General features: G+C 71.6%; 19 protein-coding genes. 8 read left to right on the top strand and 11 right to left on the bottom strand.

Going from position 1 to position 24,820, the window contains the following annotated elements:
- Window positions 1-265: 265 nt before the first annotated feature.
- A complete protein-coding gene (locus AB0M46_RS43135; RefSeq protein WP_363345915.1) occupies window positions 266-1,258 on the bottom strand; it encodes an NAD-dependent epimerase/dehydratase family protein in 993 nt (330 codons plus the stop codon).
- Between the two features lie 309 nt (window positions 1,259-1,567).
- Between AB0M46_RS43135 and AB0M46_RS43130 the strand changes: the two genes are divergently transcribed.
- From AB0M46_RS43130 to AB0M46_RS43120, 3 genes are all read left to right on the top strand, one after another.
- Window positions 1,568-3,412, top strand: coding sequence for a bifunctional metallophosphatase/5'-nucleotidase (locus AB0M46_RS43130; RefSeq protein WP_363345913.1), 1,845 nt, complete (start codon window positions 1,568-1,570; stop codon window positions 3,410-3,412).
- 137 nt (window positions 3,413-3,549) lie between these two features.
- The gene (locus AB0M46_RS43125; protein WP_363345911.1) at window positions 3,550-4,359 is read left to right on the top strand and encodes an SAM-dependent methyltransferase; all 810 of its coding nucleotides are present in this window, start codon (window positions 3,550-3,552) and stop codon (window positions 4,357-4,359) included.
- Between the two features lie 11 nt (window positions 4,360-4,370).
- Window positions 4,371-6,479: an EAL domain-containing protein gene (locus AB0M46_RS43120; RefSeq protein ID WP_363345909.1), complete on the top strand. Its 2,109-nt coding sequence runs from the start codon at window positions 4,371-4,373 to the stop codon at window positions 6,477-6,479.
- A gap of 7 nt (window positions 6,480-6,486) precedes the next feature.
- Here the strand turns inward: AB0M46_RS43120 and AB0M46_RS43115 are convergent, their stop codons facing one another.
- The 3 genes from AB0M46_RS43115 to AB0M46_RS43105 all read right to left on the bottom strand — a co-directional run bounded on the left by AB0M46_RS43115 (window position 6,487) and on the right by AB0M46_RS43105 (window position 11,826).
- Complete coding sequence (locus tag AB0M46_RS43115) at window positions 6,487-6,888, bottom strand: hypothetical protein (RefSeq protein ID WP_363345907.1); 402 nt, start codon at window positions 6,886-6,888, stop codon at window positions 6,487-6,489.
- A 92-nt stretch (window positions 6,889-6,980) separates the two neighbouring features.
- Complete coding sequence (locus AB0M46_RS43110) at window positions 6,981-8,204, bottom strand: hypothetical protein (protein ID WP_363345905.1); 1,224 nt, start codon at window positions 8,202-8,204, stop codon at window positions 6,981-6,983.
- Between the two features lie 250 nt (window positions 8,205-8,454).
- Window positions 8,455-11,826 (bottom strand): cyclic nucleotide-binding protein, encoded by a 3,372-nt coding sequence (locus AB0M46_RS43105; RefSeq protein ID WP_363345903.1) that lies wholly within the window; start codon window positions 11,824-11,826, stop codon window positions 8,455-8,457.
- A gap of 106 nt (window positions 11,827-11,932) precedes the next feature.
- Here AB0M46_RS43105 and glpK point away from each other — a divergent pair, with 106 nt between their 5' ends.
- A complete protein-coding gene (glpK, locus tag AB0M46_RS43100) occupies window positions 11,933-13,408 on the top strand; it encodes a glycerol kinase GlpK (RefSeq protein WP_363345901.1) in 1,476 nt (491 codons plus the stop codon).
- A gap of 192 nt (window positions 13,409-13,600) precedes the next feature.
- Here glpK and AB0M46_RS43095 read toward each other — a convergent pair whose 3' ends face one another.
- The 7 genes from AB0M46_RS43095 to AB0M46_RS43065 all read right to left on the bottom strand — a co-directional run bounded on the left by AB0M46_RS43095 (window position 13,601) and on the right by AB0M46_RS43065 (window position 20,025).
- A complete protein-coding gene (locus AB0M46_RS43095) occupies window positions 13,601-14,530 on the bottom strand; it encodes a trypsin-like peptidase domain-containing protein (RefSeq protein WP_363345899.1) in 930 nt (309 codons plus the stop codon).
- Window positions 14,527-15,984: a HAMP domain-containing sensor histidine kinase gene (locus tag AB0M46_RS43090; protein WP_363345897.1), complete on the bottom strand. Its 1,458-nt coding sequence runs from the start codon at window positions 15,982-15,984 to the stop codon at window positions 14,527-14,529. The genes AB0M46_RS43095 and AB0M46_RS43090 overlap by 4 nt, the downstream gene beginning before the upstream one ends.
- 15 nt (window positions 15,985-15,999) lie before the next feature.
- A complete protein-coding gene (locus tag AB0M46_RS43085; protein ID WP_344613221.1) occupies window positions 16,000-16,689 on the bottom strand; it encodes a response regulator transcription factor in 690 nt (229 codons plus the stop codon).
- Between the two features lie 148 nt (window positions 16,690-16,837).
- Window positions 16,838-17,476, bottom strand: a complete 639-nt coding sequence (locus AB0M46_RS43080; protein ID WP_363345895.1) for a PadR family transcriptional regulator — start codon at window positions 17,474-17,476, stop codon at window positions 16,838-16,840.
- A gap of 28 nt (window positions 17,477-17,504) precedes the next feature.
- A complete protein-coding gene (locus AB0M46_RS43075) occupies window positions 17,505-18,323 on the bottom strand; it encodes a DUF4097 family beta strand repeat-containing protein (RefSeq protein WP_363345893.1) in 819 nt (272 codons plus the stop codon).
- Between the two features lie 128 nt (window positions 18,324-18,451).
- Window positions 18,452-19,258: a lysophospholipid acyltransferase family protein gene (locus AB0M46_RS43070; RefSeq protein WP_363345891.1), complete on the bottom strand. Its 807-nt coding sequence runs from the start codon at window positions 19,256-19,258 to the stop codon at window positions 18,452-18,454.
- 5 nt (window positions 19,259-19,263) lie between these two features.
- Window positions 19,264-20,025, bottom strand: a complete 762-nt coding sequence (locus tag AB0M46_RS43065; protein WP_363345889.1) for a GNAT family N-acyltransferase — start codon at window positions 20,023-20,025, stop codon at window positions 19,264-19,266.
- Between the two features lie 92 nt (window positions 20,026-20,117).
- Between AB0M46_RS43065 and AB0M46_RS43060 the strand changes: the two genes are divergently transcribed.
- From AB0M46_RS43060 to AB0M46_RS43045, 4 genes are all read left to right on the top strand, one after another.
- Entirely contained in the window at window positions 20,118-20,519 is a 402-nt protein-coding gene (locus AB0M46_RS43060) for a DUF3052 domain-containing protein (protein WP_363345887.1), read from the top strand.
- 67 nt (window positions 20,520-20,586) lie between these two features.
- Window positions 20,587-21,498 (top strand): ATP-binding cassette domain-containing protein, encoded by a 912-nt coding sequence (locus AB0M46_RS43055; protein ID WP_363345885.1) that lies wholly within the window; start codon window positions 20,587-20,589, stop codon window positions 21,496-21,498.
- Window positions 21,495-22,310 carry an ABC transporter permease gene (locus tag AB0M46_RS43050; RefSeq protein ID WP_363345883.1) on the top strand — a complete coding sequence of 272 codons (816 nt, stop codon included), beginning with the start codon at window positions 21,495-21,497 and terminating at the stop codon, window positions 22,308-22,310. Before AB0M46_RS43055 ends, AB0M46_RS43050 begins: the two co-directional genes overlap by 4 nt.
- A 203-nt stretch (window positions 22,311-22,513) precedes the next feature.
- The coding region (locus AB0M46_RS43045; protein WP_363345881.1) for a multifunctional oxoglutarate decarboxylase/oxoglutarate dehydrogenase thiamine pyrophosphate-binding subunit/dihydrolipoyllysine-residue succinyltransferase subunit at window positions 22,514-24,820 on the top strand (2,307 nt) is incomplete at its 3' end.

The following is a 24,820-nucleotide window of genomic DNA, read 5'->3' as shown; positions in this document are numbered from 1 at the left end:
CACAACAGTCAAAGCGCGTTCCGCATTCCGCCCCGGGGGGCGTTTCGGTGACGACCCCTGAGAGCTGCACCACTTACCTAGACGCTCGGGAGGCTTCCCCGGTTCGCTTCGGTTGCAACAAGTGATACGTGGTCTACCTGCCCGTCAGACGCCTGAATTCGCTGTGAGTTCCCTGGGAACGCCGGTGCGGGGGGCACCGGACGCTCGTGAGCACGGCTTGTCATCGGCACCTGTCGGCGGTACGACAGCCTTTTGACCGAACGGGTTACCGCTCGCGCCATTCCCGCAACAACTCCGCCTCTTCATCGATGCCCAGTCCGGCTTTCGCATCGATGTGCGTTGCGTCACGAAATGCCGCCAACGTATCCCGGGCCGTCTCGGCGAGCGGGCGGGTGCGCAGGCCGGCGTCGAGCGAGGGAGTCACGTCGCGGCTCATGAATCCGGCGTACTGCGGCAGCGGCAGCCAGAAGGGCAGCGATCGCGGACCGCTCCACGGCGCCACCCCCCGCGCGGTCAGGAACTCCTGATCGACCCAGGTGAGTGAGGAGACCACCCCGGCGCCGCCGGACAGCCCGGCGTGGAACCGCGCCCGGGTCATCGGCGCCCCGATGCCGTCGAAGGGGCCGGCCAGCCCGCCGGTGGCCGCGGTCACGATCCACTCGGCGAGGTCGCGCACGTCGACGAGCTGCACCGCCTCGTCCGGCCCGCCCGGCGCGAGCACCTCGCCGCCGCGGGCCGCCCGGCGCACCCAGTAGTCGAACCGCCCGGTCGGGTCCTCGGGCCCGACGATCATGCCGGCCCGCAGCAGGAACGTGCGGCCGGCGCCGAAGCCCTCGACCGCGAGCCGCTCGCAGGCGGCCTTGGCGCGGCCGTAGGACTCCGGGCCGGCTCCCGGGTCGGCCTCGTAGTCCGGCGGCAGCAGCGGCGCGGTGACCACGCTCTGGTGCGGGGTGGCGACGTCGGCGTAGGCGGACCCGCTGGAGACGAACGTGTAGTGCCCGGCCCGGCCGGCCAGCGCCGCGGCCGCGAGCCGGACGTGGCGGGGGTGGCGGGCGACGTCCACCACGGCGTCGAAGGTGCCCTCGAGCGCCGCGAGGCCGTCGGGGGCGTCGCGGTCGACCCGGACGAAACGGGCGCCCTCCACGGGATCGCCGGACTCGCCGCGGGCGGCGCAGACGACGTCGTGGCCGGCGGCGAGGAACTGGCGGGCGACGGCGCGGCCGAGGAACACGGTCCCGCCGAGAACGAGGATGCTCATCGGCCGATGATTCGCCCCCACGATCGGCCGGCCCAGACCCGTTCGCCCGAGGCGTATCCGCTGTGAACGAACGTCACGCCCGGTGCGACGACGGCCCGGCGGCGTGGGCCGAGCAGACCGGGGCGAAGGCCCAGATCTGCAGGTAGTCGATCTGCAACTTGTCGGCGGGATGCGTCGGGTGGCCACCCTCGCATTTACCCGCAGGACACGAAGCTGACGCCGGCACGTGCTCGCGCCCGATCCATGGCTTCGGAAGGATGACGAAGCACGCATGTATCCATGCGTGCGTCCGTCATGAATGGAGAAATCATGGCTCAGCCCCGCGCCCGCGGGTGGCGTGTCGCGCAGCACCTCGCGGTGCCGGCGCTCGCCGTTGCGGTGGTCGCCCTGCTGCCATTAGCCAAGACCGGTTCCACCACCGGTTCGGACCGGTGGACGCCGCTCACCCCGGCCAAGGTCGCGCTGTCCCAGAAGGTCGGGGCGACGGCGACCGCTCAGCTGCTCGGCTTCAACGACTTCCACGGCAACATCGACCCGCCGACCGGCAGCGGCGGGCTCATCAACGGCGTGCCCGCCGGCGGCTCCGAGTACCTCGGCACCGCGCTCACCAAACTGCGGGACAAGGCCAAGGCCGAGGGCGTGCACAACAGCGACACCGTGGTGGCCGGCGACAACATCGGCGCCTCGCCGCTGGTGAGCGCCGCGTTCCACGACGAGCCGGCGATCGAGGTCCTCAACGCGATGCACGTGGACCTCGCCTCCGTGGGCAACCACGAGTTCGACGAGGGCGTGACCGAGCTGTACCGCATGCAGTTCGGCGGCTGCCACCCGACCGATGGCTGCCAGGCCGGCGGCCACTTCTCCGGCGCCAAGTTCCAGTACCTCGCCGCGAACGTCACGCAGAAGTCGAACGGCCTGCCGATCCTGCTGCCGTTCAGCATCCGCCGCTACGACGGCGTGCCGGTGGCCTTCGTCGGCATGACCCTCGCGGCCACCCCGGGCATCGTCAACCCGGCCGGCATCAAGAACGTCGACTTCCACGACGAGGTCGAGACGGCCAACAAGTACGCGACGATCCTGGGCTGGCTCGGCATCAAGTCGATGGTGCTGGTCATCCACGAGGGCGGCATGCAGAGCAGCCCGCCCGCGCCGCTGGACCCGTCCGGCTGCGCGAACTTCGCCGGCCCGATCGCCACCATCACCAAGGGCCTCGACCCGGCCTACGGCGTCGTGGTCTCCGGCCACACGCACCGCTTCTACACCTGTGAGCTGCCCAACTCCTCGGGCGCCAACTCGCTGGTGACCAGCGCGGGCACCGCCGGCACCCTGGTGACCGACATCCGCGTCACGCTGGACAAGAAGTCGCGCAAGTTCGTCGACGCGTCGGCTACCAACGTGATCGCCGAGAACGGCGTGAAGAACGCCGACGGGACGTACCAGAAGGACGCGCAGGGCAACTTCGTGCGCAACCCCGCGCTGGTCGACCCCGCCGTCAAGAAGATCGCCGACAAGTACCGCGTGGCGGTCGCGCCGCTGGCCAACAAGGTGATCGGCAGCATCTCGGCCGACATCACCACCACGCAGACGGCGGCCGGCGAGACCCCGCTGGGCGACGTGATCGCCGACGCGCAGCTGGCCTACACCAAGCCGGCCGGCGCGCAGATCGCGTTCATGAACCCGGGCGGCATCCGGGCCTCGCTCATCTACGCCAACTCCCCCGGTGGCGAGGCGCCGGGCCAGGTCACGTACGGCGAGGCGTTCACCGTCCAGCCGTTCAACAACCTGGTCGTGACGCAGGCGTTCACCGGCGCGCAGATCAAGGACGTCCTGGAGCAGCAGTTCGTGGGCTTCCAGGGCCAGACCGTGCAGCGCATGCTGCAGGTGTCTGCCGGCTTCACCTACACCATCAGCGCCTCGGCGCCGGCCGGTTCCAAGATCAGCAACATCAAGCTCAACGGCGTCGCCCTGGACCCGGCGGCCACCTACCTGGTGACCACCAACGACTTCCTGGCCAACGGCGGCGACGGCTTCCTCAACCTGGCCAAGGGCACCAACCGGGTCACCGCGCCCGGCTTCGACATCGACGCCCTGACCTCCTACCTGGCCACCGGCCCCATCGCGCCCGGCACGGCCGACCGCTACACGCGGGCCTAACCGACCGGCAGGCACCCGCAGAGCTCCAAACGATCATCATCGTTGCGTTTCGGGCCGGGCGGCGGGTTTTCTCGCCGCCCGACCCCCACGTATGCTCGCAGGCGCCGGCTGCCGCCAAGGTCGAGGAGTGTTGATCTGTGGACCGTCCCAGTTGGGCCCCTGCGGACGTCGATCTCGACCGGCCGAGCGTGGCCCGTGTCTACGACTACTACCTCGGCGGCTCGCACAACTTCGCCGCCGACCGCGCCTTCGCCGAGCAGGTGCTCAAGATCATGCCGGCGGTGGCCGGGCTGGCCCGCAGCAACCGGGCCTTCCTGCGCCGCGCGGTGCGTGAGCTCGCCCGGCTGGGCGTGCGGCAGTTCGTCGACCTCGGCTCCGGCATCCCGACCGTCGGCAACGTGCACGAGGTGCTCGCCGACGCCGGCTGCACCGACGCCCGGGTGGTCTACGTCGACCACGACCCGGTCGCGGTCGCGCACAGCAAGGCCATCCTCGCCGACACCCCCGGCACCGCGGTCGTCGCCGGCGACCTGCGCTCCCCGGCCGAGGTGCTGGCCGGCACGCAGCTCCATGGCCTGCTCGACTTCAGCCAGCCGATCGCGTTCCTGCTCGTCGCCGTGCTGCACTTCGTGCCCGACGAGCAGCGGCCCGCCGACATCGTGGCCGCGTACGCCGCCGCCGCGGTGCCGGGCAGCTACGTGGTGCTGTCGCACGTCGGCCTCGACCGGCCGCTGACCCCGGCCGAGGAAGACGCTTACCAGATGTACCGCAAGTCCCCCACCCCGCTGATCATGCGCACCGGGGAGCAGGTGGCGGCCCTGCTCGGCGACCTGACCCCGCTCGAGCCGGGGATCGTCGCCGCCCACGCGTGGCGCCCGGACGGCGACGAGCAGCCGCCGGCCGACGGGCAGGCGATCGGCTTCGCCGCCGTGGCGCGCAAGGACTAGCCCGCACGATCATGACCGCCCTCAGCCCCGCGCCGACGTCGTGGGACCGCCCGCATCGCGCCGCCGAACGGATGGCGCGCGCCTGGTCGCTGGCCATCGCCGGCACCAGCTACGTGTCGATGAACGGCCTGGAGGTCCAGGACTTCCTGACCAGCCTCTCGACCCGGATCATCCATGCGCTGACCGCCGAGGTCTTCGACCCGGCCGACGTGCGCGAGGTCGGCTCGACGCTGGTCGCCGCGCACTTCACCGAGCCGACCACGCTGGAGCGCACCCTCGCGGTGCTGGCCGAGCAGTTCGGCAACGCCCCCGTGAAGCGGGTGGCGCAGGTCCAGGGCGCGCTCGCCTCCGGCTACGCGCTCGCGCTGCGTGACCGGGTGCTCGATGAGCAGGAGGAGATCCGCACCGCCGCCCTGTGGGCCCGGGCCCGGGCCGAGGAGGGCCGGCGGGTCAGCGAGGCCCGCTTCCAGGCGATCTTCGCCGGTGCGGCCATCGGGATGAGCGTCAGCACGATCGACGGCCAGGTCATCGAGGTCAACCAGGCGCTGTGCGACATGCTCGGCTACAGCGACGACGAGCTGCGGGCGATGTCCTTCGACGACTTCGCGCTGCCCGAGGACCCGCCGGGCGCTCCGGCCATGTTCGCGGAGGTGCTGGCCGGCGGGCGGGACCAGTTCCGCATCGAGAAGCCCTACGTGCGCAAGGACGGCCACCGGGTCTGGACCGACCTGGTCGCCTCGATCATCCGGGACGAGGACGGCCGCCCGCGCTGGCTGGTCGCCATGTTCGAGGACATCACCGAGCGGCACCTGCTGCAGGTCCGCCTCCGCCACCAGGCGCTGCACGACCCGCTGACCCAGCTGCCCAACCGCACGCTGTTCTTCGAGCGGCTCGGCGACCTGCTGGAGGCGGCCGAGGACGACGAGGCCCGCGTCGGCGTCTGTTACCTCGACGTGGACGGCTTCAAGGTCATCAACGACACGCTCGGCCACGACGTCGGCGACCAGCTGCTGCAGACCGTGGCCCGGCGGCTGGACCGCTCCATCAGCGACGACCGGCAGCTGGTCGCGCGGATGGGCGGCGACGAGTTCGTGGTGCTGGTCGAGGCCTGCGGCGGGATCGAGGACGTGGTCGCCGTCGCCGAGAAGGCGCTGGACACCGTCCGGGCCCCGGTGCACGTCGGCGGCCACGAGATCAGCATCTCGGCCAGCATCGGCGTGGTCGAGCAGCCCCTGCGTGGCACCAGCACCGGCGAGCTCATGAAGGCCGCCGACACGACGCTCTACTGGGCCAAGGCGGACGGGCGCAACCGGCTGGCGCTCTTCGACGCCGAGCGGCACGCGCGCGAGGTGACCCGCTACGAGCTGTCGGCCAGCATGCCGGCCGCGCTCGAGCGGCGGGAGTTCTTCGTGGAGTACCAACCCCTGGTCCGGCTCAGCGACGGGGTCACCATCGGGGTCGAGGCGCTCGTGCGGTGGCGGCACCCGCGCTTCGGGGTGCTCGGGCCCGACTCGTTCATCGGCATGGCCGAGGAGACCGGGCTCATCGTCCCGCTGGGCCGCTGGGTGCTGCACGAGGCCTGCCGCCAGGCCGCCGAGTGGCGCCGGCAGGTGCAGGACCGGGCCCCGATCATGAGCGTGAACCTGGCGGTGCGCCAGATGCGCGACCGCACCATCGTGCGCGACGTGCAGACGATCCTCGAGCAGACCGGGCTGCCGCCGGCCGGGCTGCAGCTGGAGCTCACCGAGAGCGCCGTCATGGGCACGGGCGGCGACCCGATCGAGGCGCTCAACGCCCTGACCGCGCTCGGCCCGCGCATCGCCATCGACGACTTCGGCACCGGCTACTCGAACTTCGCGTACCTGCGCAACCTGCCCGTGCACAGCCTGAAGCTGGCCGGCTCGTTCGTGGCCGGGCTGCGCCCGCCGGAGCGGCCGGACCCGGTCGACCAGGAGATCGTGGCGGCGGTGATCGGCCTGGCCCACACGCTCAAGCTGAGCGTGACCGCCGAGGGCGTGGAGACCGCCGAGCAGGCCACCCGGCTGCTGGCGCTGGGCTGCGACACGGCCCAGGGCTGGTACTACGCCAGCCCCGGACCGGCCTCAGCGGTCAAGCTGTAGTGCTCTATCAGTTCGCCGCGTAGGGATTGATCTCTTCGTGCATGTCGGTCATGAACTGCGACCACAGGTCGTGCTCGCCCGGGTCGGCCCCCACGAGGTCGTAGTGGCCGTCCAGGAACTGCGTGTCGAGCTGCCAATCGGGTAGGTCCGGCTCCTGCTCGTCGAGCGTCAGCGGCTCGTCGTGCTGGTGCGGGTCCTCCCCCGCGTCGCCGAGGTCGGGCAAATCCCCGGCGCCGTGGTCGTGCACGTCCCCGCCGCCATGCTCGTGGTCGTGCTCGTGCTCGGCGAAGTCGTGCTCGTAGTGGTGATCGTCGGACAGGTGGTCGCCGGCCAGGACGTGGTCGACTCCGCCGTCGTGGTCGACGTGGAGATCGTGCTCCATGCCCCAGTCGAGGTCAAAGTCGCTCATAAACCTGCTCCCGGATTCTTCGGTGCCCCCGGTGGGGTACCTCTAGAACGGTAGGGGCCGATCCGAGCAACCTGCTCCCCGAAACGTGCCACTCAGCGCACGCGGCGATCCAGCCAGCCGTCGCCGTTGGTGTCCTCGTAGCGGGCGTCGATGACGCCGTCGTGGTTGGTGTCGATCTCGCTGGAGTCGATCAGGCCGTCGCGGTTGACGTCGTGGCCCACGAACTCGGGGCGGCCGTCGCCGTCGGTGTCGACCACGATGTCCACGCCGCCGTCGGCGCGGTTGACGTACGTGTGCTGGTCCCAGCGGCCGTCGCCGTCCCAGTCCACGCGGGTGTGGTAGCCGTCGGTCGGGGCCTGGCCCGGGACCTGGCCGTGCTGGGCCTGCTGCACGTGCTCGACCAGACCCTGCACGCCCGCGGCGATGCCGCCGCCGTGGCCGCCCTGGCCGTGGCCGGAAAGGTCCTCGGCGCTGAGGCCGGACAGCGCGCCGGCCACGCCCGTGCCGCCGCCGTGACCGGAGCCGGCCTGCGCGCCGAGGCCGGACAGCGCGCCGCCCACGCCCGCGCCGTCGCCCTCGGGGGCGTAGCCGGCAAGGCCGCCGCTCGCGCCCGCGCCACCCTCGGGGACGTAGCCCGCAAGGCCGCCGCTCGCGCCCGCGCCGCCCTCGGGGGCGTAGCCCGCGAGACCGCCACCCACGCCCGCGCCGCCCTCGGGGGCCTGGGCCGCGAGGCCGCCACCCATGGCCTGGGCGCCGTAGGCCGGTGGCTCGGCGGGGAGGCCGCCGCGCGAGCCGGACTGATACACCGTGCCGGAGGAGCGGGTCTCGCTGTGGTACTCGGTGTAGGACTCGTGGTGGCTCTCCGTGTGCACCTCCTCCAGCCCGGAGGAGGCGTGGTGGCCCGAGGCCGCCTGCACCACGTCGTCGAGGTTGCGACCGATCGCCGGGCCGCCGGACGGGTCGGGGGCGGCGTGGCGGCCGCCGTACTGCTCGACGACGTCGCGCATGCCATGTCCGGCCGCCGAGCCGCCGTCGAGCCCGTGCCCGTGCAGGCCCCCGCCGGGCAGGCCACCGCCGTGCAGCACGTCGTTCAGGCCCGAGCCGATCGACGAGAACACGCCGAACATGCTGGCCTTGCTGGTGCGCTGCTCGACGTGGGCCTGGCCGCCGGCCTCACCGACCTGGGACCGCAGAATGTCCAGCTCATCGGGGGTCAGGCTGTAGCCGGCCAGGGCCCCCGCCGGATCGGCCGCCAGCCGGGCCTTGAACGCCGGGTCGCCGAGCAGGCGCTCGAGCACCTCGTCGAAGTCGGACATCGCGCACTCCCCCAGGTTGATGATCAGTCGAGCTCAGGCATCGGAATCGGCTGCGGCCTCGGCCGGCAGGTCCCGCACTGCACCGCGTCCTCCACGACGAGCCCCTCGGCCCGCCCGCGGCTCTGCGACCGGTGCACCTCCAGCAGGTAGGGGCCGAACTTCGCGTGGTCCTCACAGAGCCCGCGGCCGCAGAACCGGCACGACCCCCGCGCCGCCTTGGCACAGAACCAACAAAGCACCTTGTGACTCCTTAACCCACGTTGCAGAGGTAGCTGTAGTGGACGACGGTGGATGCGCTTCGCGACCGGTTACCGGCTGGGTCGACGGCCTGCGCGGTCAATGTGATGTCTTGGCTGGTGGTCAGCGTCAGGCCGCCCAAGGTGCCGGTGAACGTGCTCCCCTTCGCGTACTTGACCGAGACCGACTTGACACTGCTGGTCACGGTCACCGTCAGCGATGACGATGGATCGAACGAGTCCACCGCATCGACGTTGATGGCTGTCGAAGTGGGCCCGGGCGCACCATATCGGCAATTTGACGGGTAAATCGTGTTCGGGTTGGGCGTCGGGAAGCGCACCACGGGAACCGTCGTGTCCTTCGGCGGCGGCGGTGCGGTCGTCGTGGTCGGCGGGGGGCCCGCGGTGGTCGGGGGCGGCGGTCCCGCCGTCGTGCGGGTCGGGGTTGGCGTGCGGGTGCGCGTCGGGGTCGGGGTCGCGTCCGTGGTCGTCGCGACCGGGTCGGTCGGGGACTCCGACGGGGAGGCCGAGGCCGAGTCGCTCGGCGACGGCATCGGCGACGGCGTGTCGGTCGGCGACGGCTGGACCGTCGGGGTGCCGCCCGGCTTGGGCAGCGCCACCCCGTCGCCGCAGGTCAGGTTGGCCCCGCTGGAGGGCGGGACGACCTCGCCGGCCAGCTGCACCACGCCCCGGCCGACCTCCGGGTCGTCGCCGGCGGAGAGCGCGAAGCGGGCCGGGCCATCGTTGCGCACGTCGCCCACGGTGAGGCGCAGCGGCTTGAAGGCCGTGGTCGTGCTGGTCGTGTCGACCAGGAGGCGGCCCCCGCCGAGCGTCAGTGCGGCGGCCGGCTCGATCGGCGCCTGCTGGCCGCTCACGAGGTCGCCGATGGAGACGTCGGCGCCGGCGCACACGACCGTGGCGCTGCCGCCGCGGAACGTGATGGTGGCCGTGGATTTGGCGTTGACCCGCAGCGCGTCGCCGTGCTGCACGTAATACTTGTCGCCGCGGCCCAGCGCGTGCTCCTGCCCGCCGACGCGGACGACCGCGCCGCCCCGCGTGACGGTGACCAGGGCGCTGTCATTCGGCATCTCCGCCCACACCGGGCCGGTGAACAGGTTGGCGCCGGTCAGGAACACCGCGAAAAGCAGCAGCAGGATGAGCAGCCACCACAAGCGGCGCTCGAAGCGGCGGTCGAGGCTGTCGTCGGCCGGGGGCGGCGGGCCGGGCGGCGCGGCCAGCGGCGGGTAGACCGACGGCGGGTGCGCGCCCGACATCGGCCGGCGCCCGCCCGCCGGGATGGTGTCGGGCGAGCGGCCCAGCAGCAGCGGCAGGCCGGCCACCGCGGGCAGCAGCCAGGCCCGGGCCGGGGTGCGGGCGGTGGCGACCTGGCCGGGCGAGCCGTCGCCGAAGGGCCCGATCATCGACCCGCGGTGCAGCTCGGCGCCCTCGGGCAGCTGCAGCGAGCCCGACTCGACGACGAGCGCGTCATCGCCCCCGCGCAGCACGACCGGCTCGCCGGGGCCGAGGTGCATGGGCCGGGCCCGGGTGAGCAGGCCGAGGCGGTCATCGGGGCCCAGGTTCTGCAGCGCCGGCGTCTCGCCCATGAGCCGCTCCAGCTCGTCCCGCTCGACCGGCGGCGGGCCGGGCAGCGGGCCGACGGCCGCGGCGACCGTCGAGGCCGGGATGGACAGCAGCGTGGTGCCCGCGGTCAGCCAGGCCAGCGCCGCCGGGGCGCCGGTCAGCGCGTTGGCCAGGCCGACCACGCCGCCGCGGCCGACCCGCTCGCGGACCGTGCCGGTCGGGTCGCCGGGGCGGCGGGCCTCCAGTGCGCCGTCGACCACGACGTAGACCGCGGGCTGGGCGGCGCCGGCGAAGACGAGCTGCTCACCGGTGCGCGGGTGCACCCAGCGGGCGTTCTGGGCCAGCTTGGCCAGGACCTCCGGCGACAGGCTGGACAGCGCCGAGGAGCTCAGCGCGGCGAACCGGCGCGGCTCGTCGCGCACCAGCTTGCGCTCGCCGAGGCGGTCGCGCAGGCGGCGGCCGCGGCGGCGCAGCCAGCCGAAGAAGAGGTACACCACCGGGGCCAGCAGCGCGGCGCAGATCACGACCAGCAGGCCCCGGCCCAGCCAGCCCGCGTGCCACAGGCCGGTCGCCACGCCGGCCACGCGGTCGGTGTACACCCGGTAGATCAGGTTGACCGCGATGGCGATCCAGACGACGGCGAGCATGCCGTAGAGCGCGACCAGGCGCCCCTCGCGGTCGAGATCGGCGAAGCGCGGCGGGCGGCGGCGCAGGCGGGCCAGCACCCAGGCGAGGCCCCGGGCCCGCAGGTTGGGCACCTCCAGCCAGTCCATCAGCAGGTAGTAGCCGTCGAGCGCCATGAACGGGTTCAGGTTGAACAGCGCGTTGAGGTACCACGCGAAGGCCAGCTTGAACGTCCACGGCTGCAGCTCGGGGAAGAACGCGCCGACGAGCTGGCAGGCGCCGGCCAGCACCAGGCCGGTGGCCGGGCCGGCGACGGTCGTCACGATGCGGGCGCGCCGGCCGGCCATCCACACGTCGGTGGTGTCCACGAAGACGGAGGGGATCCCGAAGTACACCAGGAAGCCGGCCACGGGAACGCGGCGCCCGGCATGCTTGGCGCCCAGCGCGTGACCCAGCTCGTGGCAGGCCAGCGCCAGCACGTTGAGGACGAGCAGCACGAGGGCGCCGGCGAAGTAGGAGTCGTTGGTGAGGAAGACGGACTGGTCGGCGCGGAACCAGTTCCACCCGAACACGCCCAGCCCGGCCAGCGCGACGAGGCCGGCGAGCACGGCGAACACGCGGGTGAAGAACAGCCGCCCGCCCGCCTTGTAGAGCAACGTGACGAACGGGTCGACCTTGGCCAGCACCACCCGGCGCCCCTGCGCGGTGGCGAGCAGGCCCTTGCCGAGCCGGACCGGCCACGGCCGCCGGTGAACCCGCTGCAACCGGTGGAACGCGTCGACCGGCAGCTCTCCGAGCATCCGGTTGCCGGCCAGGTCGGCCACGACCCGGGTGACCTGGTCCGGGGCGAGCCGGCCGGAGATCCGCGCGAACTCGGCGACCAGCCGGGCCACGGTGCGGCTGCCGTCCATGAGCTGCGCGAGCCGGAACTCCTCGGGCGTGAGCCGCAGGTAGCTCGACTCCCCGCTGTCGGGCGAGCGGAGCATCACGTACTCGACGCCGCGGGCCGACGTCAGCGTGACCGCCTCGACGCCTTCGCGCAGCACCGGCCGGGCCCGGGCCGGGTTGAGCCGGTCCGACACGGCGTGCCACAGCCCCACGTCGGCGGGGCCGAGCGGTACCCCTGGGGCACGCCCGGCAAGGGCCTCCCAGACACTGACGCGCGTCTCGATGACGGCCACTGTCGCTCCTGTTCGGGCACGGTTTCGGCCACGGACTCTAAGCGGGAATCAGCGCCGCGGGAAGGTTGCGTCCCGAACGTGACAATGCTTCGGCGAAGATGGCACCGTGTACATCCTCGCCATCGACCAGGGCACGACCTCCACCCGTGCGATCGTGTTCGACGCCGACGGCGCCATCGTGGCGCTTGACCAGCGCGAACACCGGCAGAGCTTCCCCCGTCCGGGCTGGGTCGAGCACGACCCGGTCGAGATCTGGCACAACGTCCAGGCGGTGTCGACCCGCGCCCTGGACCAGGCCGGCCTCTCCCGGGCCGACGTCGCCGCCATCGGCATCACCAACCAGCGCGAGACCACCATCCTGTGGGACGCCCGCACCGGCGAGCCGGTGCACCCCGCCATCGTCTGGCAGGACACCCGCACCGACGCCCTCATCCGCAGCCTCGCCGGCGACGCGGGCCCCGACCGCTTCCGCGAGCGCTGCGGCCTGCCGCTGGCCACGTACTTCGCCGCCCCGAAGGTCGCCTGGCTGCTCGACCACATCCCCGGGCTGCGCAAACGCGCCGAGGCCGGCGAGATCCGCTTCGGCACCGTGGACACCTGGCTGATCGAGAAGCTGACCGGCCGGCACGTCACCGACGTGACCAACGCCAGCCGCACCATGCTCATGAACCTCACCACGCTGGACTGGGACGACGAACTGCTCGCCGCGTTCGGCATCCCGCGCGTGATGCTCCCGGAGATCGGCTCGTCGTCCTACGTGTACGGCGAGGCGCGCACCATGCTGCACGGCGTGCCCGTGGCCAGCGCGCTGGGCGACCAGCAGGCCGCCCTCTTCGGGCAGGCGTGCTTCGCGCCGGGCGAGGCCAAGTGCACGTACGGCACGGGCTCGTTCCTGTTGTTGAACACCGGCGCCCGCCCGGTCCCCAGCGAGCGCGGCCTCGTCACCACCGTCGGCTACCGCATCGGCGACGCGGACCCCGTCTACGCCCTGGAAGGCTCGATCGCGATCACCGGCTCGCTGATCCAGTGGCTGCGCGACAACCTCGGCCTCATCGCCTCCGCCCCCGAGATCAACGACCTCGCCGCCACGGTCGAGGACAACGGCGGCTGCTACATCGTCCCGGCCTTCGCCGGCCTCTTCGCACCGCACTGGCGCCCGGACGCCCGCGGCGTGATCACCGGCCTCACCGGCTACGTCACCAAGGGTCACCTGGCCCGCGCGGCGCTGGAGGCGACCGCGTGGCAGGTGAAGGACGTGGTCGACGCGATGATGGCCGAGTCTGCGGTACCGCTGGAGACGCTCAAGGTCGACGGCGGGATGACCGCGAGCGACCTGCTGATGGGCTTCCAGGCGGACGTCCTCGACGTGCCCGTGGTCCGGCCGACGGTGGCGGAGACGACGGCGCTGGGCGCGGCCTACGCGGCGGGGCTGGCGGTGGGCTTCTGGCCGGACACCGACGCGCTGCGCGCGAAGTGGCACATCGACCGGCGCTGGGAGCCGTCGATGTCGGCCGAGGCGCGCGACCGCGGCCACGCCCTGTGGCTGCGCGCCGTCGAACGCTCCTTCGGCTGGGCCGACTGACGTCCGCGGACCGGCGGATCTTGACGAAACGCCAGCGCGTCACGACTTTTCGGACATATGCCCCGGCATATGTCCGAAAAGTCATGGTTAGGCGCGCCAAAACATTGAAAATGACCGCTGGGCAAAGAGCGGCGGCGCACCCCGCCAGGTGCGCCGCCTCTCTCCTGGGAGGGAACCAGCCTTGCGCCGCCGTCAGCCGAGCAGTTGCTGAGCGACGGCCTTCGCGGTGTTGCTCGAGATGGCGAAGCCCACGCCGATGTTGCCGGCCGCCGAGCCCGACGTGGCGATCGCGGTGTTGATGCCGATCAGCTGGCCCGAGGTGTTGACCAGCGCGCCGCCCGAGTTGCCCGGGTTGATGGCGGCGTCGGTCTGGATGGCGCCGGTGATCTTCGGGCCCGCGGCGGCGCGGCTCTCGGAGCTCTCGTCGATGGTCCTGTTCAGGGCGCTCACGATGCCCGAGGTCACCGAGGACTGCAGGCCCAGCGGGCTGCCCACGGCCAGGACGGTGTCGCCGACGTGGACGTTCGCGCTGTCGGCGAAGGCGAGCGGGGTGAACGTGCCGCCACCGGTCACCTTGACCACGGCCAGGTCGGTCGACGGGTCGGTGCCGACGATCTCGGCGGTGGCGGTCTTGCCGTTGGAGAAGGTGATCTGGACCGTGGTGCCGCGGGCGGTCGCGACCACGTGGGCGTTGGTGAGGATCGCGCCGTCCTCGGTGATGATCACGCCGGAGCCGACGGCGGAGCCGGTGTTGATGGAGACCACGCTCGGCGTCACCGCGGCGGCCACATCGGCCAGGCTGGAGGTGCCGGACTTCGAGCTGGAGTTCTGCGCGGTGATCACACTGCTGCCGGGGGTGGACGGGCGCAGCTCCAGGGCGGCGACGCCGCCGCCGATGGCCGAGGTGATCGAGAGCGCGACCGCGGCGAGCACCGCCGCGACGCCCTTGCCGAGGCTGTGGCGCTTGAGCGGGGCGGGGACGGCCGGCGGCACGACGGGTGCCGACGGCAGGTACCACTGCGGGGGGTGCTGCATGTGCGGCACGTGCGGCGGTACGTGGTTGGTGGGCATGTGCTGCGGTTGCGCGGCCGGCTCCGGCACCCATCCCTGCTCTTCGCTCATGATTTGAGCTTGCCGATGGCAGCTTGCGGGCCACCGGGAGCGGCCTGGGAACCGGCTGTGAGGGGAAGGCGAACCTGAAAGGTAGCTCCGCCACCCGGCGTGACGAACACCGACACCGTGCCACCGTGCACGAGGACCAGCGCCGCCACGATGGCCAGGCCCAGCCCGCTGCCGCTGTGCGAGCCGCCGGCCTGCCGCCGCGTGCGGGCCTTGTCTACCCGGTAGAACCGCTCGAACACCCGGGCCGCCTGCTCGTCGGTCAGGCCCGGGCCGTGGTCGGCCACCTCGATCAGCGCGTCGGTGCCGTCCCGGCGCAACCGCAGCTCGACCGGCGTCCCGGCCGGGGTGTGGGTCAGCGCGTTGGTCATCAGGTTGCCGACCACCTGGCGCAGCCGGGCCTCGTCGCCGTTGACCTCGATCGGCTCGTCGCGCTCGAGGTCCAGCGCGATCTCGCGGTCGGGGGCGACCGCCCGGGCCGCGGCCACGGCGTCGCTGGCGATCACGCGCAGGTCCATGTCGGCCAGGCTGAGCGGGCGCTCCTGGTCCAGCCGGGCGAGCAGCAGCAGGTCCTCGACGAGCAGGCCCATCCGGGACGCCTCGTCCTCGATCCGGCGCAGCAACGCCCCGGTCTCCTCCGGCGCGCGGGCGGCACCCTGGCGGTACAGCTCCGCGAAGCCCCGGATCGTGGTGAGCGGCGTGCGCAGCTCGTGGGAGGCGTCCGCGATGAACTGGCGCATCCGGTCCTCGGATGCCTCCCGGATGCGAAACGCCCCTTCGATCTGGCCGAGCATCGTGTTCAGCGCGTCGGCCAGGTGGCCCATCTCCGTCTCCGGCGGGCTCTCGGGCACGCGCTTGGTGAGGTCGCCGGCCGCGATCGCCGCCGCGGTGCGCTCGATCTCGCGCAGCGGCTGCAGGCTGGTGCGCACGATGGTGACGCCGACCGCGGCGATCACGACGAGCACGCCGGCGCCGATGAACAGCTCGGCGGCGACCAGCTCGTCGACCGCGTTGTCGATCATCGAGAGGTTCTCGGCCGCGCCGACGTACGTGCCGTCGCGCTGGGTGATGAGCACGCGCCATCGCTCGTGGGTGCCCGGGGCCCGCACGGTGTAGGGCTCGTCCACCTTCGCCAGCAGGTCGTCGGACGTCGTGGGCAGCGGCGGGTTGGCGTTGACGTCCTGCTGGCCGGTGGAGAAGATGACCGGCTCGCCGTTGCGGGTGCCGAGCCAGAAGAAGACGTAGGGGCTCGGGATCTGGGAGTCGTTCTGCTGGGGTAGCCGGCGCAGGTCGACGGTGCCGGCGAGCGTCCGCAGCTGGCTGTCGACCTTGTCGATCATCGAGCTGCGCATGACGAGCGCGCTGGCCACGCCGATGACGAGCAGGGCCATGGTGACGAGCGTCAGCACCGCTGCGACGAGCTTGACCCGCAGCGGTACGTCGGCAATGAACCGCACCGAAAAGACTCCGGATCAGACAGGCAGGCGCAGGACGTAGCCCACGCCGCGCAGCGTGTGGATCAGGCGCGGCTCCGCGATGTCCACCTTGCGCCGCAGGTACGAGATGTACGACTCCACGATGCTGTCGTCGCCCCGGAAGTCGTAGTTCCACACGAAGTCGAGGATCTGAGCCTTGGACAGCACCCGGCCGGCGTTCAGCATGAGGTACCGCAGCAGCTTGAACTCGGTCGGGGACAGCGCGATGGTCTGTCCCGCCCGGCTCACCTCGTGGGTCTCCTCGTCCAGCTCCAGGTCGTGGAAGACCAGCCGGTTCGGCCCCGGATCGCCCGCGGTGCGCCGCAGCACGGCCCGGATCCGGGCGGTGAGCTCCTCCAGGCTGAAGGGCTTGGTGACGTAGTCGTCGCCGCCGAGCGTGAGGCCGCGGACCTTGTCCTCGGTGCCGTCGCGGGCGGTCAGGAAGACCACGGGCAGGCGCACGCCGCCCTCGCGCAGCCGCCGGATCACCTCGAAGCCGTCGAGGTCGGGCAGCATCACGTCGAGCACCACGAGATCGGGCTTGGACTCGCGGGCCGCGGTGACCGCCTCGCTACCGGTGGTCACCGCGTCAACCGCAAAACCGGCAAAGCGCAGGCTGGCGGAGAGGAGCTCGCGGATATTCGGGTCGTCCTCGACCACGAGCAGCCTCGCCTCAGCCTGCGCCACGCCTGGCGACGGTGCACCCCCGGATTGTGCGACGCCGCCTCGTACCCCCATGTGCATATCTTTCCGCCCTCCGCTGGAGTAGGGCTGGTGGTTGCCTGGGAAGTTCCTGGGCGCAGGTAGCGCCAGCGATTTCCTAGCAAACGGTCAGCTATCGCAGCAAGCGTCTCACCTGGTCGATCGCGCCGTCCAACACCACGAGGGTGGCCCGCATCGTCTCCTGGCCGGCGCGGCCGGCGCGGGCCAGGCGGCGCACCTCGGCGAGCAGCTGGGCGGCCTTCTCCTCCAGCTCGCGGGCCACGTCGGCGGCGGGCGGCTCGGGCGGGCGGGTGCCGGCCGCGCCGGGGCGGGGCGGATACCGCCAGCCGAACGAGGCCGGCCCCGGCGGCGCGCTGCGCACCTGGCGGCTGGCCTCCTTCAGCTCGCGCTTGAGGTCGCGCACCGAGCCGCGCACGCCCTGCTCGACCTCGTCGGCCAGGGTGGACAGGTCGGCCAGCGAGGCGTTGATGTCGGCCTCGAGGGACTCGAGCTCGCGGGCCCGGCGCTGCAGCTCCTCGACGCCGGCCGGGGTGATCTCGTAGACCTTGCGCCCGCCCTCGGCCGTGTGCGTGATGAGGCCGTCGGCCTCCATGCGCTGCAGCCGCGGGTAGATCGTGCCGGCCGACGGCGCGTAGAGGCCGTGGAACCGGTTCTCCAGCAGGCGGATCAGCTCGTAGCCGTGGCGCGGACCCTCGTTGAGCAGCTTCAACAGGTACAACCGAAGCCGCCCATGGCTGAACACCGCGCTCATACCGTCACCTCCGCTGCGCTGCGACCGCTCATGCGCCGCCTGCTTCCTCGTCGTCCACGGGCCGGCGCAACAACGAGATCGTGCCAGATGTCGCATTGGCGGCCAGACGCCCGCCCGTGCCGGTCCCCAGCCGGCCGGTCACGACGTTCTTCGAGTGCTGGTCGAGCTCGGGGAACGCGTTGACCACGTGCCCGGAGATCGCGTTGAGGCTCACCCGCAGGTCGCTGTCCTCCCGCACCCGCGCCGTGATCTCCCCCGACACCGTGTCCAGCTGGACCTCGGTGCCCGCCGGCGGGTTGTCCAGGTCGCACGTCACGGAGCCGGTGATCGTACGCGCACTGACCCGCCCCGCCGTGGAGTCCGCGACCACGATCTCCCCCGAGACCGTCTCCAGGTCGACCTCGCCCCCGAGCGTCAGCGCCTCGATCGAGCCGGACACCACCTTGCCGGCCACCCGCCCGTCGATGCCCAGCAGCGTGATCCGCCCGCTGGTGACGTCGACGGTGGCCCCGTTGCGCAGCGAGGACGCGATCACGGTGCCCGACGCGACGCGGAGCCGGACCGCGGCCGCCACGGGCACGACGACCGAGACGTCAACCTTGTACCGGGGGCTGAACAGCCACCACATGAACCCGGGCCAGCCCTTGGGGAACTCGTGGGCGACGGTGAGGACGCCACCCTCGAAGGTCACGCTGACCGGCCGATCCCCGATGTGCGACACCTCGACCCGGGCCGGCCCGTCGGCCCCGACGACGTTGAGGCGGCCCGCCACCAGGGACACGCTGAGATCGGTGACGTCCCCCTCCAGCGTGAGCCGCTCCGGCTCACTGATGCTCCACGCGGTCATGACACGACTGTAGCGCAAAACGCGATACATCGCGACTGAGCTTCGAGACACATTGCGACATAGCAGAAAGTCGGACATATCGAGCATTTCTGCCCGGTACGTCCGACTTTCGAGGAACGGAAAGGCGATCAGCCGGCCACGACGGCGGCGGCGGCCCGCGCCAGGACGCGGCGGGGATGGGTGCGCGACTCGCACGGGGCCGGGTGCAGCTTCGGGTGGGCCCGCAGGGCGATGGACAGGTCCCGCGCCGCCACGACCCGCTTGAGCGAGGTCAGCAGCGACTCGTCGCCGATGAAGGCGGCCACCGTGGACACGACCCCGCCCTGGGCGAAGGTGAGGCGGACCGGCACCACCGGCACACCGGCATCGACCGCCGCCTGGAACATCGCCGGGCGGAAGGTCCCGCCCATGCGCCCGCACCACGTGGTGCCCTCCGGGAACACGGCCACCACGCCGCCGGCCGCGATGTTGCGGCTCACCTCGGCGATCGTGGCCGGCAGGCTCTTCGGCCGGGAGCGGTCCACGAACACCGTGCCCAGCGTGGCGGCCAGCCGGCCGATCAGCGGCCAGGACCGGACCTCACGCTTGGCCAGCAGGCGGGCCGGGGCATGGGCCAGGATCACGATGACGTCGAGCCAGGAGACGTGGTTGGCGACCAGCAGGGCGCCGGACTGCGGGATTTTGCCGCTCGCCGAGTGGCGGATGCCGAGGCCGGCGAGGACGGCCCGGGCCAGGCGGCGCTGGGCGCGCACCAGATGGCGCTGCGGCAGCAGGGCGAGCACCGGCACCGACAGCGCGGCGAAGAGGAGCACGACACCGGTGAACACGATCCGCTTCGCCATGACCAGGCGCGACACGGTGCTGGCGGCCGGCTGGGGCAGGCAGTCGATGCCGCAGGTCGAGCGGGGCAGCCAGAGGGTGTCCATGACAGCCATGGAGCTCACTCCTGTCCGAGGAAGTGGCGCATGTACCGCGGGTTGATCCGGTCCAGGGACAGCAGGACGTAGAAGTCCGCGCAGTCGAAGTCCGGGTCGTGGGCCGGCGCGCCGCCCACCCAGGAGCCCAGCCGCAGGTAGCCCTTGAGCAGCGGCGGGACGTCGATCTTGGCGGGGGGCTCGACGTCGGCGATCCAGGGGTTGCGCGGGCGCACCCGCCAGGCCGGCGGCACCAGGTGCTTGCGCTGGGCCAGGTCCCACACGCCCGCGGCGGTCACGCCGCCGTCGGCCAGCGGGACCGACGCGCAGCCGGCCAGCCAGCGGTGGCCGTGCAGGTGCATGTACCGGGCGATGCCGGCCCACATCAGGTTGATGACGGCGCCGCTGCGGTGGTCGGGGTGCACGCAGGAGCGGCCGGTCTCCACCAGGCCGCCACGCAGCTGGGCCAGGCCGGAGAGGTCGAACTCGGTCTCCGCGTAGAGGCCGCCGGCCGCGGCGGCACGCTCCGGCGGGAGCATGCGGTAGGTGCCGACGACCTCGCCCGTGAGATCCTCACGGATGATCAGGTGGTCGCAGAACTCGTCGAAGGCGTCGACGTCGAGTCCGGGCTCGGGGCTGTGCAGGGTGGCGCCCAGCTCACCGGCGAAGACGTCGTGGCGGAGCCGTTGTGCGGCCCGGACCTGGGCGCCGTCGGTGGCCACCAGCAGGGTGTAGCGCTGCAAGTCGCCCAGGTCCTGCGGGCCGGCGGCGACGGCGAGAATCGTCATGCGTTCGGTCTAAGCGTCGAGACCTGCGGATGGCTGACGTTGACTGGTTTCCCTGATGGCCTGCGGATGAACTGTCGATACCGTGGTCAGCCATGGTGGGATATTCAGGCACACCGTTGCCCAAGAAGCTCGGTGTCAACGCGGGACATCGCGTGCTGCTCGACGGCGCACCGGCCGGCTTCGAACTGCGCGAGCTGCCGGCCGACGTGACGCTGCACCGGCGCAGCACCGCGAGCCTATACGACGTCATCGTACTCTTCTGTCCGGATCTCGCCCGCCTGCGCCGCCGCTGGGCGCCGCTGCACCGGCTGACCCCGCCGGCCGGCGCGCTCTGGGTGGCCTGGCCGAAGCGCGCCTCGGGACTGACGACCGATCTCGACGAGAACGTCGTGCGGGCGTTCGCCCTGGCCAACGGCCGGGTCGACGTCAAGGTGTGCGCAATCGACCAGACGTGGTCAGGCCTCAAGCACGTGATCCGGGTGACAGACCGGTAACACGAGAGTTGTCCGGCCGTGCCATATTGGCGCATTCACCGCATCCCCGAGGGAAAGGAGCGGCGCGTTGTCGGAAGGGCAGATCGTCGTCTCCGGCCTGACGAAGCAGTACCGCAAGGTCAGAGCCGTGGACAATTTGTCGTTCGTGGTCGAGCCGGGCCGGGTCACCGGCTTCCTCGGCCCGAACGGCGCAGGCAAGACCACCACGCTACGCATGGTGCTCAACCTGGTGACCCCGACCGCCGGCACCGCGACGATCGGCGGGCACCGCTACGCCGACGTCGACGAGCCGCTGCGCCTGGTCGGGGCGATCCTCGAGGCATCCGCGGCACACAAGGGCCGCTCGGCCCGCAACCACCTGCGCTGCGTCGCGGCCGCGGGCGGCTTCCCGGCCGCGCGGGTCGACGAGGTGCTGGAGCTGGTCGGGCTGACCCCGGCGGCCAAGCGCAAGTTCCGCGGCTACTCGCTGGGCATGAAGCAGCGGCTCGGCATCGCCCAGGCATTGCTGGGCGACCCGAAGGTGCTGATCCTCGACGAGCCGGCCAACGGCCTGGACCCCGAGGGCATCCGCTGGATGCGCGGGCTGCTGCAGGGCCTGGCCCAGCAGGGGCGCACGGTGCTGGTCTCCAGCCACCTGCTGTCGGAGATGGAGATCCTCGCCGACGACGTGGTCATCATCGCGGCCGGCCGCCTGGTCACCCAGGGCCCGGTCGACAAGATCATCGGCCAGGGCTCGACGCAGAGCGCCGTGCGGGTCCGCACGCCGAACATCCAGGAGCTGGTCACCGCGGTCCGCGAGGCGGGCGGCGTGATCAACCCCAACGGCAACGGCGCGCACCTGGTCGCCGGCCTGGACGCGGCGGCGGTCGGCCGGCTGGCCCTGCAGGCGGGCGTCGAGCTGCACGAGCTCGTCGCCGAGCGCCCCGACCTGGAGCACGTGTTCCTCGAGCTGACCCAGGGAAAGGCGGCCATCCGATGATCCGGCTCATCCGCAGCGAGCTGCTCAAGCTGCGCACCACGAACATGTGGTGGATCTTCATGTTGTGCTCGCTGGTCTTCATCGGCCTTGCACTGCTGATCAACACCGCCCAGGCCGCCACGGACCTGGGCCACGGCGACATGCCCCGGGACATGCAGGTGGACCGCAACGCCGCCAACATCTACACGTCGGGCCAGTTCTTCGGCCTCATGATGGTGATGCTGCTGGCGATCCTGCTGATCACGAACGAGTTCTACCACCAGACGGCGACGGCGACCTTCCTGGCGACGCCGAAGCGGACCAGGGTCATCGTGGCCAAGCTGATCACCGGGGCCGCCATGGCGCTGGCCTTCTGGCTGGTCGCCACCGTGATCGACCTGGTCGTCGGCGTGATCTTCTTCGCCGCCGAGGGCTACGGCAACGGCCTCGGCCACTGGGAGGTGCAGCAGGCGATGTTGTTGAACCTCCTGGTGTACATCCTGTGGGCGGTCTTCGGCATCGGCATCGGGGTGCTGCTGCGCAGCCAGCTCGGCGCGACCATCACCGCCGCCGTGCTCTACACCATCGGCACCTACGCGTCCCTCGTCGTCATCACGCTCGTCCGCCAGTTCCTCATCAAGGAGGACTGGGTGTGGCAGGCCGCGGTCTACGTGCCGCCGCTGGCCTCCGAGCACGTGGTCGGAGGGCTCTCCGGCCAGCTGGACCAGGTCAACCTGCCCGGCCGCTGGGTCGGTGTGGTGGTGCTGGTCGGCTACGCGGTGGTGCTCGGCGGCATCGGCACGCTGATCACGCGCCGGCGCGACATCGGGTAGGGCCTCAAGAGTTCGGCAATTTCACGAGTGCAAGATCTTGGACAGTTGTGGCCGCCCACGGGCGGCCACAGTTGTAAGGGTGGACGTCTAGCGGGTCACTCACGGCGGCGTCGGCGACGAACGACCGTTAGACAGCGCGTAGCCTGGACCCGGACATCCGTAACCCCTAGAACACTCGCGTTTGGAAGAGGCGATCAACAGCCGTGTCGACCCAAGCGACCAACTCGCAGGAGAATCCGCTGGCGGGTTTTGGCCCGAACGAGTGGATCGTCGAGGACATGTACCAGCGGTACCTCGCCGACCCGGCCAGTGTGGACTCCGCGTGGCACGACTTCTTCGCCGACTACAAGCCCGCCCCGGACGCCACCCAGGCGTCCACCGTCGCGGCTCAGTCGGCACCCGCGCCCGCGAAGCCCGCGGCCGCGAAGGCCGCCCCGGCCAAGGTGATCGAGAAGCCGGCCGAGAAGGTCGAGAAGAAGGCCGTACCCGCCACCAAGCCCGCGCCGACCAAGGAGACCCCCGCCCCCGTCGGCGGCGCGAAGCACGTCCCGCTGCGCGGCGTCGCCGCCCGGATCGTGCAGAACATGGACGCCTCCCTGGAGGTGCCCACCGCCACGAGCGTGCGCGCCGTGCCGGCCAAGCTGCTGTCCGACAACCGGATCGTGATCAACAACCACCTGACCCGCGGTCGCGGCGGCAAGGTGAGCTTCACGCACCTGATCGGATACGCGCTGGTCCGCGCCCTGGCCGCGCACCCGGAGATGAACAACAGCTTCGCCGAGGTCGACGGCAAGCCCAACCTGGTCCAGCCCGAGCACGTCAACCTGGGCATCGCGATCGACCTGGCCAAGCCGGACGGCTCGCGCGCCCTGGTGGTGCCGAGCATCAAGGCCGCCGACACCATGGACTTCCGCCAGTTCTGGTCGGTCTACGAGGACACCGTGCGCCGCGCCCGGCGGGGCGAGCTCACCATGGACGACTACGCCGGCACGACCGTGTCGCTGACCAACCCGGGCGGCATCGGCACCGTGCACTCCATGCCGCGGCTCATGACCGGGCAGGGCGCGATCATCGGCGTCGGCGCGATGGAGTATCCCGCGCCGTATGCCGGGATGTCCGACGAGACCTTAGCCGACCTCGGCATCAGCAAGATCATCACGCTCACCAGCACCTACGACCACCGGATCATCCAGGGCGCCCAGTCCGGCGAGTTCCTCAAGGTCATGCACGAGCTGCTGCTCGGCGACCACGGGTTCTACGACCAGATCTTCACCGCGCTGCGCATCCCGTACGAGCCGGTGCGCTGGGTCCGCGACGTCGCCCGCACCTCCGAGGGGCAGATCGACAAGGCGGCCCGGGTCGTCGAGCTCATCCACGCGTATCGCGTGCGCGGCCACCTCATGGCCGACACCGACCCGCTGGAGTTCCGCATCCGCCGGCACCCGGACCTCGACGTCCTCGAGCACGGCCTGACCCTGTGGGACCTCGACCGCGTCTTCCCCGTCGGCGGGTTCGCCGGCAAGCAGAAGATGAAGCTGCGGGCCGTCCTCGGCGTGCTGCGCGACTCCTACTGCCGGCGGGTCGGCGTGGAGTACATGCACATCATGGACCCCGAGGAGCGGCGCTGGATCGCCGAGCGGGTCGAGAAGCCCTACGAGAAGCCCACGCCCGAGGAGCAGAAGCACATCCTCAACCGCCTCAACGCGGCGGAGGCCTTCGAGACGTTCCTGCAGACGAAGTACGTCGGGCAGCGCCGCTTCTCGCTGGAGGGCGGCGAGTCGCTGATCCCGCTGCTCGACGAGATCCTGCAGAACTCGGCCGAGGGCGAGCTCGACGAGGTGGTCATCGGCATGGCCCACCGCGGCCGGCTCAACGTGCTGGCCAACATCGTCGGCAAGCCCTACGAGAAGATCTTCTTCGAGTTCGAGGGGCACCTGGACCTCAAGTCCGCGCACGGCTCCGGCGACGTGAAGTACCACCTGGGCATGACCGGCAAGTACACGCACCCGGACGGCGAGCACGCCACCACCGTCTCGGTCGTGGCCAACCCCTCCCACCTGGAGGCGGTCAACCCGGTGCTGGAAGGCATCGTGCGGGCCAAGCAGGACAAGATCGACCTCAAGCTCGAGGGCTACACGGTCCTGCCGCTGCTGATCCACGGCGACGCGGCGTTCGCCGGCCAGGGCGTGGTCGCCGAGACGCTGAACCTGTCGCAGCTGCGCGGATACCGCACCGGCGGCACGGTGCACGTGGTCGTCAACAACCAGGTCGGCTTCACCACCGCCCCGGAGTACTCCCGCTCGTCGCTCTACTCGACCGACGTCGCCCGGATGATCCAGGCGCCGATCTTCCACGTCAACGGGGACGACCCGGAGGCCGTGGTGCGGGTCGCGCGGCTCGCCTTCGAGTACCGCCAGGCGTTCAACAAGGACGTCGTCATCGACCTCGTCTGCTACCGCCGCCGCGGCCACAACGAGGGCGACGACCCGTCGATGACCAACCCGCTGATG

Origin of the sequence: Dactylosporangium sp. NPDC051485, from assembly GCF_040682015.1 — a bacterium.
Lineage (GTDB): Bacteria > Actinomycetota > Actinomycetes > Mycobacteriales > Micromonosporaceae > Dactylosporangium.
This window is presented reverse-complemented; position numbering and strand designations above follow the sequence as displayed.